Source organism: Pseudomonas sp. FSL W5-0203 (genome assembly GCF_001896155.1).
Taxonomy (GTDB): Bacteria; Pseudomonadota; Gammaproteobacteria; order Pseudomonadales; family Pseudomonadaceae; genus Aquipseudomonas; species Aquipseudomonas paracarnis.
On the sequence record NZ_MPOR01000041.1, the window covers coordinates 1 to 13,806 of the forward strand.

Sequence of the window (13,806 nt, forward strand, 5' to 3'; positions counted from 1 at the left end):
TGAGTTCGGTATAAGACATAGGGGCAGCACCGTACCGGAAAGGTCAGGTGTTGCACTCAGTTTTTGCCGCCGCCCTGCTTCAAGCTGCATATTGCTCTGCTGTGATAGGTCGTTAAATTTTTTGTAAAAAACTCGCTGTAATGTTTCACCCCTCCAACGATTTTTTGCGTCAAGCAAAAGCTTATTTTTGCGTTTTGGATCTCGATTTGGATGTTCAAAATCTTCGGGTGTTGGCTGTTCACGTATTGATAAAGCTTTGTTTTTTTCTGCTAACGCTTGTTCTTGTTTTACAAAATCGTATTCATTTGTCTTTGAGTTTTTCATATTTATGAACAAATGACAGTGATTTGTCGATTCATCAGAATGACTAAATCCCGCTAGGATTTCATTGTTTGGATGATTTTCTTTGTAGTATTCAACCGCGGTTTGTAGCAAGAAATCACTAGTCTTTTCAGAAACATCTACGTCATTTTTTTTGGGGATTACAAGAATGACTTCTTTAACGACGTTCGTGTCTGATTTTAATTTTTTGAGCTTTGATGCTTGTAGTTTTTCAGATAAGTCGCAATAGCTTTTTAAGCAATTAACTTTTTCATTTATTCGCTTTGCACCGTTAGATTCTAATAATGACTTGTATTGTTCGCTATCAAATTTTTTAAAATCTTCTATCGCATTTAGGACGTAATCTTTAACACCTTCTTCTGATTTGCTGACAAATTTCATCAGCTTATGTTTAAATTTTCTCTGTTTTTCTGCCTCTACTTTTTCATAATCTGTCTTTGTATTTGCATTTACTTCTGATTTTATCTGGCTCAAAATTTCGTCAAAAATTGCTTGATTATCGTCCTTGTTGTTTCCAGTTTTGAATTCATTTTTATAGAAAATTTTATTGTCTTTTGATAGCTCATCGTCATAGACAAGGTTATCAAAATCTTTTGTTCTTATGCGTAATGAATGTTCAAGGCTTGATGAAAGCCCTGCGATATTTGAGTAGTTTTCATCTCTTTTTAGTATTGTTATCTTCTTCATTTTCTCCTCTGTTGATTTATGTTTTTGGTTTTTTTGAGCGTTAAAAATTCAAGCGGAAGCGTAATTTTTATAAGTGAATGCGTTTGATTTTGACGTTGCTTTTGCTTCTGCTTCCGGCAGGACCTGCGCAAGTAGTCACTGATTCAAACGAGCGTAGCGAAGTTTGAAACTGTGACTACTTGCATAGCAGGTACTCTATCATCACGAATTAAACACTCTACTTATAAAGTAACACATAAAAACATAACTTCTTATGTTAACGAAATTTTATTTTTATGAACTCGATTTTTTATAGGTAAGCACGTAAAAAAAACGGGATTTCTAATCCCGATTTTTTTACTGCTCAATGGTTTTTAAGAGAGCTATTTTAGATGAGGCTTATGATGTGCCGTGTAACCATCCGGCGTAACGTCAATCGTATCTATGTGCTTGTCGTCATGGTAAATATCAAGCGCAAAATATTTCTTTTGGACTGGCGTAATAATTAGCTTTATCTTTTGCGAGTGAAGAAAATTATTTATTCTTATGCGACCTTTTTCAGTTATCAAAAGCCTGAAAATCTCGATAGATTTTAAATCGGATTTTGTCGCTAAATGCAGCGAGTTGATTTTAAGATTTAGTCTGTGTTCGTCTGCTTTGAGCTTGTCTAGCTCTTGACTCACTTCGTTAATTCTATTCGTAATATATTTTTGCGCACTGTCAGAAGACTTTTCAAGTATCGAAAAGTTATTTGCCAATGCTTTTTCTTTTATGATTATCTGTCCTAGTATTTCTTGATGTTCTTTTTCAAGTGCTTTGATGTCTTCATTTTTTACAATAATTTTGTGGAATGGAATGAGGGATTGATAGGCAAGAAAGATTTCTTCTATACGTGCATATCTGTGCCTTATGCCTTTGCCAGGTAATGCATATTTACATTGCCCCAACGTCGATGAATGACAAACTAAATCGACGTATAAACTTTTTTGTGCGTGAAATCTGAACGTTGAGCCACATTTGCAAAAAACTAATCCCCGTAGAATATTTCTAAACTCTTGCGCTTTTCTTCCTGCAAGCGAAGGGTCTTGTCTTTCTTTTAGTTTTTCGCTAATCCTATGAAATTCTGACTCGCTGATAATTGCCGGGTAATAATTTCTTATTTCTTTATTAACGATGGTTCTATTTCCGTTCTCGTCGTTTTTCATAGCGAGAAAAGAACCATATATTGCGTGCTTGTGTAGAACTTTTCCGATTGTGCTATCCGTGTATTTTTTCGGGTGATTTTCTTTGTTCAGTTCTTTCGCAATTGATTGAAAACCAAAATCAAAGCAAAGCTCTGTCATTCGTTTAACCGCTTTTGCGTGTTCATTCAGAACGAATTTATCGTCAACAAACGAAATCCAAAATGGGCAGCGCTTTGTAATAATTCCGCCATTTTCGCCTTTTTCTAAATTTCGAGCTTTTGCGTCAGAGATACGTTCAGACTTTGATTTGCTTTCGTCATTTGCTCTTTCCAAAATGTTTTGAATAAGACTAATATCAACACTACTGTCTTTTTTACGCTTTGAATAAAGTCGATTATCAAAAAGTGTGTAAATTGCACAATCTGATTGAATGATTGAGATAATAAGTTCCAATGCGTCGTATCCGCCCATCCTTGAAATTCGGTCGAATGACTCAACAAGAAGCAGAGCATTAGGCAAAATTTCTTTTGATTTGATACGTCCAACGAATTTAGCGAGTTGCCCAGATTTTAGATTTTTGCCTCTGAATGCTGAAACGCCCAGGTCTTCGTACCTTTCGACCTGCCGAGCAGTGGGATATTGCTCGAAAAAGCGGTTGAGCTGTTCAAGCTGTCGTATCTCGCCAAAGCCCAAGCTTTGGGCTTTCGATGAAAAACGTATGTAGCTGTATACGTTGATGGTTTCATCGTCTCTGAACACGTCAGAGAACGCCCTAGGCAGTGTATTTTTGACCGGCATAATGCTCTGAACCCCATGTAGACTGTGCATTCTAGCATTTTATACAAAAGCCTCCTGTCATTGCCGTGATCGGCATGCTCGAACTGACGCTCAAGCGCGCCGATCAAGGGCATCTTGACCGTCCGGCAATCGAAGTGGCGTACAACTCGGCCAGAGACCTGCTGGAACTGATCGGTGACATCCTCGACATCGCGCGTATCGAGTCGGGCCGCCTCAGCCTGGCGCCGGAGCGCGTGAACCTGCGGGAGGTCATTGAATCAGTGGTGCGCGTGTTCGACGGTCTTGCACGGCAAAAAACCCTCAGCCTGCTGCTGGAGTTCAAGCCCGACCTTAACGATATCGAGGTGCTGATAGACCCGCTGCGCTTCAAGCAGGTGCTCTCGAACCTTGTGAGCAACGCGATCAAGTTCACCGAACAGGGGCAGGTCAAGATCAAGGTTGAACTGCAGCCTACCCAGGCACCGGAGCAGATCGAGCTGAAACTGGTGGTGGAAGACACCGGCATCGGCATCAGTCGGGAGGACCAACTGCGCCTGTTCGAACCCTTTGCGCAAGCAGACAATTCCGGGCAACTGGCCCGTAGTGGTGCGGGCCTGGGGCTGGTGATCTGCCGCAGCCTGTGCGCGATGATGGGCGGCCAACTGAGCCTGAGCAGCGTGCCCATGGTGGGCACCCAGGTGCACGTCAACCTGAGCATGCCCCGCTTGCAAGCGGTCCAGCCGGTAGGTGACCAAACGCCGCAAAAGCCGGCTACCGCACTGATGCTTAATGTACTGGTGGTCGACGATCACCCGGCGAACCGCCTGCTGATGTGCCAGCAGCTGGGCTACCTGGGCCATAAATTCACCGCTGCCGAGCACGGTGCGGCGGGGTTCCAGGCCTGGCGTAAAGAGCATTTCGACTTAGTGATTGCCGACTGCAATATGCCCATCATGAATGGCTATGAACTGAGTCGCTCAATCCGTGAGTATGAGCAGCGCGAGCAATTGGTGCCCTGCGTGGTACTGGGCTTTACCGCCAACGCCCAGCCAGAGGAAAGGCAACGGTGCGTGCAAGCCGGCATGGATGACTGCCTGTTCAAGCCCATCAGCCTTACCGTGCTGGAGCGCCAACTGACACACATTGTCCCTGAAGCCGTGCACCCACGGCTGGACCTCGAATGCCTGGAAGCGCTGACCGGCGGTGATCCCCACTTGAGTCGACGCTTGCTGGAGGAACTGCTGAGCAGCAGCCTTCACGACCGCCAGCTGCTTATCGAACTGCTAGATCGACACGCGCCCCCCTCAGAAATCATCGAGCAAGCTCACAAGATCAAAGGCGCGGCCCGTATCGTGCAAGCCCACTCATTGGCGGGGCAATGCGAAGCCTTGGAGCAAACCTGCTCTCGCAATGAGGAGTGGGCGGTGATCGAAAGCGGCATCAAGGCCCTGGAACAACTCATGCTGGAATTGGAAAAGATGTTGCAGGTTCAGCTGGATGAGCTGCCAGGCCAATAAGTGCAACAGCCGGTAGCCCAAGGAACGAGCAAACGCGCTCCTTGCGCTACCGGCATAAACACCCGCCGCTTCAGCAGTCGGTCAATCGCAGGAAAATCGCCGCCAAACGCTCGATCCCCACCTGGTCCTGGGGGGTAAACCGGGCCAAGGACGGGCTGTCGAGGTCAAGGACGCCAATCAATTGACCGTCCTTGACCAAGGGCACCACCAATTCACTGTTCGAAGCGCTGTCGCAGGCAATATGGCCTGGGAATGCGTGCACATCTTCCACGCGCTGGGTTTGCCGCGTTGCCGCAGCCGCACCACACACGCCACGACCGAACGGAATGCGCACACAGGCGATTTGCCCCTGAAATGGCCCAAGCACCAGCTCTTCATTGCGATTAAGGTAAAAACCCGCCCAGTTCAAGTCATCCAGCTGGTTGAACAGGAACGCGGAAAACTGCGCACTGTTGGCAATAAAATCGCGTTCATCAGCCAACAGCGACTCCAGTTGCGCGCACAGCATGGCATAGCCATCAAGGCCGCTGCCGGCCTGTTGTAGATCGATCATGGTTGACGTTCCAGCAATTTGAGACCTACCCAGTAACGGGCGAATTGATAGGCACACCGACCATTGCGGTTGCCGCGCCCAGTGGCCCAGCGTACCGCGAGGACATCAAGCTGTTCATCGCGCTGCCACTGCAAGCCGGCCTTGCTGGCCAGCTCACCGATCCAGTGCTCCACCACATCCAGGAAATGCTCCTGGCTAAACGGGTAGAAAGACAACCACAAACCAAAACGATCCGACAAGGCAATCTTATCTTCAACCGCCTCGCTCGGGTGCAACTCGCCATCCACGCGTTTCCAGTTGTCATTGTCGCTCTGGTTTTCCGGCACCAGATGGCGACGGTTGGACGTGGCATACAGCAGCACGTTTTCCGGCGCCTGCTCCAGGGAGCCATCCAGCACGCTCTTGAGCACCCGATAGTCACCTTCGCCGGCCTCGAACGACAGGTCATCGCAAAACAAAATAAAGCGTTGTGGTAGCTTGATCAGTTGCTCGACCACCCGCGGCAGGTCCGCCAGGTGGTCACGCTCGATCTCGATCAAGCGCAGGCCCGCGTTGGCGTGCTGGGCGAGCAAGGCACGGACCATGGAAGACTTGCCGGTGCCACGCGAACCCCACAACAGCGCATGGTTGGCGGGCAAACCGTCGAGGAACTGTTGGGTGTTGCGCGCCAGTTGTTCACGTTGCTTGTCGACACCTATCAGGTCCGACAAGCGCATGTCCAGGCTGACCTCCAGCGGCAACAGGAAGCCATTGCGGCCTTCGCGCTGCCAACGGGCGGCGAGGCATTGGTTCCAGTCGATCGCTTGGCGCGGTGCGGGTAACAACGGTTCCAGGCGAGCCAGCACCGCATCGGCACGCTCAAGAAAGGCATTCAATCGAGAATCCACAGCTATTCCTCTGGCAAGTTCTTGCAAAAGATGGCGTATTGGCAACCCTGCGGCACACTGCATGGGCTGCATCAAACAAACGATTCATGCCGGGCAAGCCAAAGCTTGTGGATGTTCAGCTATGCTTGCCGGGCGAAGGGAAACGCTAAGTGGTTCAACACTCGATGGATATCAAGTTCGCCCACCGCTTGTCTTATAAACAAGCCAGATTGACTGTGCTGGTCGGTTTCGTGTTGGGAACCTTGCTCAGCCTGATCCAAATCGGCATTGATTATGCCAGCGAAGACGCATCCATCAACCGTGAAATACGCTCACTGATTGAAATCAGCCATAACCCGGCGTCACGCATCGCCTACAACATCGATGCCGAACTCGCCCAGGAACTGACCCTGGGCCTGCTGCACTCCCCTGCCATCATCCGCGCGCAGTTGATCGACAACAATGGCGTGGTGCTGGCCGACGTCAACCGCCCGCGCAAAGAAAGCAACTATCGGCCCGTCAGCGATTTTCTGTTTGGGGCCAATCGCCAGTTTGAAGACCGGCTGTTTCTCAGCCATATGCCCAACGACTCCCTGGGTGTGCTACGCCTGGACGTCGATACCTATGCCTTTGGCAGCCGTTTCCTGCATCGCGCCGAGATCACCCTGCTCAACGGCTTCGCCCGCAGCCTGCTGCTCACCGGGATTTTGCTGGGCCTGTTCTATGTGATGCTCACCCAACCGCTGGTGCGCATTATTCGCGAACTGAGCACACGCAAACAGGCGCGACTGGATTGCCCCGCGGGGCATGAACACGATGAAATCGGCGTGCTGGTCAATGTCGCTAACCAGCAATTTGAAAACATGGAAACCGAGATCCAGCAACGGCGCCACGCCGAAGACCGCCTCACGGAGTACCTGGGGCAGCTGGAAAATATCGTTTCGGCGCGCACCCTTGAACTCAAGGCCAGCAACCAACGCTTGAGCCAGTCCAACGATGAGCTGGAAGCAGCGAAAATGACGGCGTTGGGCATGGCCCAGGCGCGGGCGGCATTCCTGGCCAATATGAGCCATGAAATCCGCACGCCACTCAATGGGCTGCTGGGCATGATTGCCCTGTCACTGGACAGCCCGCTGACTGCCGAACAGCGCCAGCAACTGTCCATTGCCCATGACTCAGGTAAAGTGCTGGTGGAGTTGCTCAACGATATCCTCGATCTGTCCAAATTCGACGCTGGGCAACTGGAGCTGGAGCATATTCCGTTCGACCTGGGCTCCCTGGTGGAGGACACCGCCAACCTGCTGTCGCAAAACGCGGCGCCGAGTGTTGAGTTGACCTGCCTGATCGACCCGCGATTTCCCGCCCAGGTGATCGGCGACCCAACCCGTGTGCGGCAAATCGTCAGCAACTTGCTCTCCAATGCCTTGAAGTTCACCCGCTTTGGCCGCGTCGACGTGCGCCTGCGCGCCTCGGCAGGCAGGGTCAGCATCGAAGTGTGCGATACCGGCATTGGCATCGCTCAGGAAGCCCAAGTGAAAATTTTCCAACCATTCACCCAGGCCGGCGCTGGCATCACCCGCCAGTTTGGTGGAACGGGATTGGGCCTGGCGTTGACCCATAACCTGTGCGAAGCCATGCAAGGTCGTTTGAGTATCAGCTCGGAGGTGGGCTTTGGCAGCCAGTTCTGCGCCGACCTCCCGCTGCCCGCGCATCTGCCTGCCACACGCTATGCACCGCTCACCGGCGAGGTGATCGCCATCACCAACGCCGGCGGCGGGCTGACGGAGCTGCTCACCACCCTGCTGCCCTCTTGGGGGCTGACGCCGCGCTGCTATTCCCAGGACGATGATCTGAGCGGGCTGGCGCCCGACCTGTTGATCACCGACTGCCCTGAATGCCTGTTCCGCTTGCGCCCGGGCATCAGCGCGCCGATTCTGCTGGTCACCGCCTACGGCAACTTTTTGCCCAGCGCTGAAGTCGCGGCCCTGGCGCCGCTGCAGCAACAAGCCCGCCCGTTGAGCCGCAACGCGCTGTACCAGATCCTGCAACGCAACCTGCGCAGCGACGCGCAACTGGTCCTCGATCCGGTGCAGATAGAAGCCGCACCGCTTGCGCACCGCGCGCGCATCCTGCTGGTGGAGGACAACGCGGTCAACCAACTGGTGGCCAAGGGCATGCTCAGCAAGCTCGGGTGCGAGGTGATCGTCGCGGCCCACGGTGGCGAAGCCCTCAAGCTGCTGGAGGATCAGCGCTTCGATATGGTGTTGATGGACTGCAACATGCCCGTGATGGATGGCTATGAGGCCAGCCGACAGATTCGTCGCAGCGGGCGGTGGCCGGACTTGCCCATCGTGGCCTTGACCGCCAACGCGATGGCCGAAGAACGCGAGCGTTGCCGGGCCGCGGGAATGAACGATTACCTGGCCAAGCCGTTTCGCCGGGAAGAACTCAACGCCTTGCTGGAGCTGTGGGTACCGAAGACCATCAGCCTCTGAGGGGTACCCGCAATGCTTAGGTCATTTGAGCAGGGCTTCGATCTCCTGGGTCAAGTCCTGGGGCTTGGTGGTTGGCGCAAAGCGCTTGACCTGCTGGCCATCACGGCCGATGAGGAACTTGGTGAAGTTCCACTTGATGTTCTTGGAACCCAGTAGTCCCGGGGCCTGTTTTTTCAACTGCACGAACAGCGGGTGGGCATCGCTGCCATTGACGTCGATTTTCTTGAACAGCGGAAAACTGACGCCGAAATTCAGCTCGCAGAACTCGGATATCGCGCCTTCGTTGCCCGGTTCCTGCTTGCCGAACTGGTTGCAGGGAAAGCCGAGCACCACCAGGCCCTGGTCCTTGTATTGCTGCCAAAGCTGCTCAAGGCCCTTGTACTGCGGGGTGAAGCCGCATTTGCTGGCGGTGTTGACCACCAAAATGGCCTTGCCGGCAAAATCGGCCAAGGTCTTTTGTTCACCCTTTATGGTGGTGCAAGGGATGCTCAGCAGGGAGTCGCTCATGGCAATGCCTCAGTCAGGAAAAAAGAGCCTTATTTGTAGGAGCGAGCTTGCTCGCGAAAAACTATCAGGCGCCGCGTTCATTCAGAAAAACCCGCGTTATTGTTGACGTTTTTCGCGAGCACGCTCGCTCCTGCAGGGACCATGCAAGCCTAGCGCGGCACCAGCTCCAGGCATACCGAGTTGATGCAGTAGCGCAGGCCCGTCGGCGGCGGACCATCCGGGAACACATGCCCCAGGTGTGCGTCACACTTGGCACAGGTGACTTCGGTACGAATCATGCCGTGGCTGACATCGCGGATCTCGACCATCGCGCTGTCGGCAATCGGCTCATAGAAGCTGGGCCAGCCACAGCCGGAATCAAACTTGGCCTTGGAATCGAACAGCGGCTCGTTGCAGCAGATGCAGTGGTAGACGCCGTCGGTCTTGGTGGCGTTGTACTTGCCGCTGAACGGTCGCTCGGTACCCTTGAGACGGCACACGTTGTACTGCTCCGGATCGAGCATCGCCTTCCATTCATCTACAGTTTTCTGCAACTTTTCCATCGGTACACCTCGGCAACTGAAAAACCCTGATCTGTGTCTTTTCCATGGATCAGACGGCACGTATGATTGCGCCTCTTCAAAACGCCAGTCTGGCACCCGCGCCATCGGCATTCAAACGTATTTATGGGTGCGGGCCGTGCAGGCTTCACCCTACGGTAGTGCCTACGCCGTCGGGATCGTTCATTTTCAGGATCACATCGCCATGCAGGTCAGCAAATCGAACAAGCTCGCCAACGTCTGCTATGACATTCGCGGCCCGGTGCTCAAGCACGCCAAACGCCTGGAAGAGGAAGGCCATCGCATCCTCAAGCTGAACATTGGCAACCCGGCGCCGTTTGGTTTCGAAGCGCCGGACGAAATCCTCCAGGATGTGATCCGCAACCTGCCGACCGCCCAGGGCTACAGCGACTCCAAAGGCCTGTTCAGCGCGCGCAAGGCGGTGATGCAGTACTACCAGCAGAAGCAGGTCGAAGGTGTCGGCATCGAGGACATCTACCTGGGCAACGGCGTGTCCGAGCTGATCGTGATGTCCATGCAGGCATTGCTCAACAACGGCGATGAAGTCCTGGTGCCAGCCCCGGATTACCCGCTGTGGACCGCCGCCGTGACCTTGGCGGGCGGCCACCCGGTGCATTACCTGTGTGATGAGGGCGCCGACTGGTTCCCGGACCTGGCCGACATCAAGGCCAAGATCACTCCCAACACCAAGGCTCTGGTGATCATCAACCCGAACAACCCCACCGGCGCCGTGTACTCCAGGGAAGTATTGCTGGGCATGCTGGAACTGGCGCGTCAGCACAACCTGGTGGTGTTCTCCGACGAGATCTACGACAAGATCCTCTATGATGACGCCGTGCATATCTGCACCGCCTCCCTGGCCCCGGACCTGCTGTGCCTGACCTTCAATGGCCTGTCCAAGTCCTACCGCGTGGCGGGTTTCCGCTCCGGCTGGATCGCCATCTCCGGGCCCAAGCACAATGCGCAAAGCTATATAGAAGGCATCGACATGCTGGCCAACATGCGCCTGTGCGCCAACGTACCGAGCCAGCACGCGATCCAGACCGCCCTCGGCGGCTACCAGAGCATCAATGACCTGGTCTTGCCTCAAGGCCGCCTGCTGGAGCAGCGTAACCGCACCTGGGAGTTGCTTAACGCTATCCCCGGCGTGAGCTGTGTGAAGCCCATGGGTGCGCTCTATGCGTTCCCGCGGATCGACCCGAAAGTCTGCCCGATCCTCAACGATGAGAAGTTCGTGCTCGACCTGCTGCTGTCGGAAAAACTGCTGGTCGTGCAAGGTACCGCCTTCAACTGGCCATGGCCGGATCACTTCCGCGTAGTGACCTTGCCACGCGTGGATGACCTGGAAATGGCCATTGGTCGCATCGGCAACTTCCTGAAGTCCTATCGCCAGTAAGGCCATTGACGCTGTACGACTCACTTGGGGTCGTACAGCGATTATCTGGCAACACTTCTGCGTCACTTACTTGCGGTTGTACTTCATTTGGCCCCTGCCGAGGACGTACCCCTTATAATCACGGGGCGGCGAGGTAGTATCGGGTTGATAAGGGCTGACGATACAGGTCGGAAAATCCCTTCAAGGCCCTACGCCCGAGGCGTAGGACACAGTTTGAAATAGTCCCCCGGTTGAATCACCCCATGCCGCACCTTATATACCCCGCAGTGAGCGACATATTAAGCATGAGGAGAATTCTACAACCATGATGCGCATCCTGCTGTTCTTGGCCACTAACCTGGCGGTCGTACTGATTGCCAGCGTCACCCTGAGCCTTTTTGGCTTCAACGGGTTCATGGCGGCCAATGGGGTTGATCTGAACCTCAATCAGCTGCTGATTTTCTGTGCGGTCTTTGGTTTTGCCGGTTCGCTGTTTTCGCTGTTCATCTCCAAGTGGATGGCGAAGATGAGCACCAGCACCCAGATCATCACTCAACCCCGCACTCGCCATGAACAATGGCTGATGCAAACCGTGGAACAGTTGTCTCAAGAAGCCGGCATCAAAATGCCCGAAGTGGGGATCTTTCCGGCTTATGAGGCCAACGCCTTTGCGACCGGCTGGAACAAGAACGACGCGCTGGTGGCCGTGAGCCAGGGCCTGCTGGAGCGGTTTTCGCCCGATGAAGTCAAGGCGGTGCTGGCCCACGAGATCGGTCACGTGGCCAACGGCGACATGGTCACCCTGGCGCTGGTACAGGGCGTGGTGAACACCTTCGTGATGTTCTTCGCGCGGATCATCGGCAACTTCGTCGACAAGGTCATCTTCAAGAACGAAGAAGGCCGCGGCATTGCCTACTTCGTGGCGACCATTTTCGCCGAGTTGGTCCTGGGCTTCCTGGCCAGCGCCATCGTGATGTGGTTCTCGCGCAAACGCGAGTTCCGCGCCGACGAAGCCGGCGCACGCCTGGCGGGCACCAGCGCAATGATCGGCGCGCTGCAACGCTTGCGCTCTGAACAGGGCCTGCCGGTGCATATGCCCGACAGCCTGACCGCCTTCGGCATCAACGGCGGCATCAAGCAGGGCCTGGCTCGCCTGTTCATGAGCCACCCGCCGCTGGAAGAGCGGATTGACGCATTGCGTCGCCGCGGCTGATAGCCGGATGACTCGACAAGGGGCGATCTAATCGCCCCTTTTTTGTGCCTGCTGATTTCCCCGCTCGCGCCTACAAAAGGAAAAGGCCTTTTAGAGCCTGGTCAGCCGATAAGCACGCTCTTCAAGGCGAGTCACTCCGTCCTGCACGAACTTCCAGCTCTCCCCCAGGATGTCTCGCTCCTCCAGCCGCTCCAACGCCCAATGCGGTGCTAGCAGCACCTGCACTTCCTCGTCCGAGACAGCAAAGGGTGGGCCGGCTTTCTGCGCCTGGTCGTAATCGAGGGTAACCAGCAACCCCTGGCAGCCTGACGGCAGCAAGGCATTCAGGTGCTCGGCGTATTGCGCACGCATCAGCGGAGGCAATGCAATCAACGCGGCGCGATCATATACGCCGCGGCAACCGACCAGCGCCTGCGCATCCAGGCTGAAGAAATCGCCACACCACAGTTCGATCTGGCCCGCCTGGTAGACCTTGAAGACGCCCTTATGACTGACGTGCGGCACCAGCCCCTGCTCGCTGAAGAACGCCTCAACCGCCTGCTCCGACAGCTCCACGCCCATTACCGGGTACCCCTGGCTCTCGAGCCATACCAAGTCCAGGCTTTTGCCACACAACGGCACCAGCACCTTTGCCCCCTCGGGCAACCCCAACACGGGCCAGTGCCGTTGCAAGTAGGGATTGACCTCGCGCTGATGGAAACCGATCTGATTGCTCGCCCAGCGGTCCTGCCAAAATTCAGGCTGCATGAATCACTCCGAAAATTCGATCAAAAGGCGCTAAAACTTATATTAGATTTAGATCAATGATCTGATTGAAGATGGCGTTATCTTAACCCTCAGGACCCGCTCATGCTCCCCAGCCTGTTTATCTCCCACGGCTCGCCCATGCTGGCCTTGCAACCCGGCGCCAGTGGCCCCGCGCTACAGCGCCTGGCTGCCGAGCTACCCCGCCCCAAAGCCATTGTGGTGGTGTCGGCGCATTGGGAAAGCCCGGAACTGCTGGTCAGCGGCGGTACTGCACCGGAAACCTGGCACGACTTTGGCGGCTTTGCGCGCGAGTTGTTTGCGGTGCAATACCCCGCGCCGGGTGACCCACAGCTGGCCAGTGAGATCGTCGAGCTGCTGCACGCCGACGGTCTGGCTGCACGTATTGACGAGCAACGTCCGTTCGACCACGGCACCTGGGTCCCGCTGTCGCTGATGTATCCGGCAGCAGACCTTCCAGTGGTGCAAGTTTCCTTGCCCAGCCGCCTGGGCCCCGCCCTGCAAACCCGGGTCGGGCATGCGCTCGCCAGCCTGCGCGAACAGGGCGTGCTGTTGATCGGCTCCGGCAGCATCACTCATAACCTGGGCGAACTGGATTGGCGCGCCGGGCCGGAAACGATCACCCCGTGGGCGCGGGAGTTTCGCGACTGGGTGGTCGACAAACTGGCGACCAATGACGACGCCGCCTTGCATGACTATCGGCGCCAGGCGCCACATGCCGTGCGCAACCATCCCAGCGATGAGCATTTGCTGCCGCTGTACTTTGCGCGGGGTGCCGGGGGTGATTTCAGTGTGGCGCATCAGGGCTTCACTCTGGGCGCCCTTGGCATGGATATCTATCGTTTTGGCTGACACCGCCACATCTGTGGGAGCTGGCTTGCCTGCGATAACGGTGTATCAGTCACACACTGGCTTGCTGACTCACCGTTATCGCAGGCAAGCCAGCTCCCACAGTTGATCGCCTCGGAGACTAAAACATGAGGCAA

General features: G+C 54.5%; 11 protein-coding genes and 1 pseudogene. 5 read left to right on the forward strand and 7 right to left on the reverse strand.

The genetic code is table 11. The features are described 5' to 3' along the window. Together BOP96_RS30190 and BOP96_RS24630 are read right to left on the reverse strand one after the other, a co-directional pair. Positions 1 to 1,029 (reverse strand): plasmid recombination protein (locus BOP96_RS30190; protein ID WP_175563014.1); only part of this gene is annotated, 1,029 nt, incomplete at its 3' end. A gap of 362 nt (positions 1,030 to 1,391) precedes the next feature. Next, a complete protein-coding gene (locus BOP96_RS24630; protein ID WP_073454287.1) occupies positions 1,392 to 2,990 on the reverse strand; it encodes a recombinase family protein in 1,599 nt (532 codons plus the stop codon). Between the two features lie 47 nt (positions 2,991 to 3,037). On the opposite strand from BOP96_RS24630, the pseudogene BOP96_RS24635 reads away from it, so the two are divergent. Then, positions 3,038 to 4,486 (forward strand): annotated as a pseudogene (locus BOP96_RS24635) (ATP-binding protein); the annotation flags it as partial. A gap of 70 nt (positions 4,487 to 4,556) precedes the next feature. Here the strand turns inward: BOP96_RS24635 and BOP96_RS24640 are convergent. Beyond that, a complete protein-coding gene (locus BOP96_RS24640; RefSeq protein WP_014717684.1) occupies positions 4,557 to 5,039 on the reverse strand; it encodes a GAF domain-containing protein in 483 nt (160 codons plus the stop codon). Continuing rightward, entirely contained in the window at positions 5,036 to 5,926 is an 891-nt protein-coding gene (locus BOP96_RS24645) for an ATP-binding protein (RefSeq protein ID WP_019820351.1), read from the reverse strand. The genes BOP96_RS24640 and BOP96_RS24645 overlap by 4 nt, the downstream gene beginning before the upstream one ends. Before the next feature lie 164 nt (positions 5,927 to 6,090). Between BOP96_RS24645 and BOP96_RS31095 the strand changes: the two genes are divergently transcribed. Next, positions 6,091 to 8,400 carry a hybrid sensor histidine kinase/response regulator gene (locus BOP96_RS31095; protein ID WP_014717682.1) on the forward strand — a complete coding sequence of 770 codons (2,310 nt, stop codon included), beginning with the start codon at positions 6,091 to 6,093 and terminating at the stop codon, positions 8,398 to 8,400. 21 nt (positions 8,401 to 8,421) lie between these two features. Here the strand turns inward: BOP96_RS31095 and BOP96_RS24655 are convergent, their stop codons facing one another. Both BOP96_RS24655 and msrB read right to left on the reverse strand, forming a co-directional pair. Continuing rightward, a complete protein-coding gene (locus tag BOP96_RS24655) occupies positions 8,422 to 8,907 on the reverse strand; it encodes a glutathione peroxidase (protein ID WP_014717681.1) in 486 nt (161 codons plus the stop codon). Positions 8,908 to 9,056: 149 nt separating this feature from the next. Beyond that, positions 9,057 to 9,449, reverse strand: a complete 393-nt coding sequence (gene msrB / locus BOP96_RS24660; protein ID WP_014717680.1) for a peptide-methionine (R)-S-oxide reductase MsrB — start codon at positions 9,447 to 9,449, stop codon at positions 9,057 to 9,059. 202 nt (positions 9,450 to 9,651) lie between these two features. On the opposite strand from msrB, the gene BOP96_RS24665 reads away from it, so the two are divergent. Continuing rightward, the gene (locus BOP96_RS24665) at positions 9,652 to 10,863 is read left to right on the forward strand and encodes a pyridoxal phosphate-dependent aminotransferase (protein WP_003209058.1); all 1,212 of its coding nucleotides are present in this window, start codon (positions 9,652 to 9,654) and stop codon (positions 10,861 to 10,863) included. 304 nt (positions 10,864 to 11,167) lie between these two features. Continuing rightward, the gene (gene htpX, locus BOP96_RS24670) at positions 11,168 to 12,055 is read left to right on the forward strand and encodes a protease HtpX (RefSeq protein ID WP_003189904.1); all 888 of its coding nucleotides are present in this window, start codon (positions 11,168 to 11,170) and stop codon (positions 12,053 to 12,055) included. A gap of 90 nt (positions 12,056 to 12,145) precedes the next feature. On the opposite strand, the gene BOP96_RS24675 is transcribed toward htpX, so the two are convergent. Further along, entirely contained in the window at positions 12,146 to 12,802 is a 657-nt protein-coding gene (locus BOP96_RS24675) for a thiopurine S-methyltransferase (RefSeq protein WP_014717679.1), read from the reverse strand. 102 nt (positions 12,803 to 12,904) lie between these two features. Between BOP96_RS24675 and BOP96_RS24680 the strand changes: the two genes are divergently transcribed. Next, positions 12,905 to 13,672: a DODA-type extradiol aromatic ring-opening family dioxygenase gene (locus BOP96_RS24680; RefSeq protein ID WP_073454274.1), complete on the forward strand. Its 768-nt coding sequence runs from the start codon at positions 12,905 to 12,907 to the stop codon at positions 13,670 to 13,672. Positions 13,673 to 13,806 lie beyond the last annotated feature (134 nt).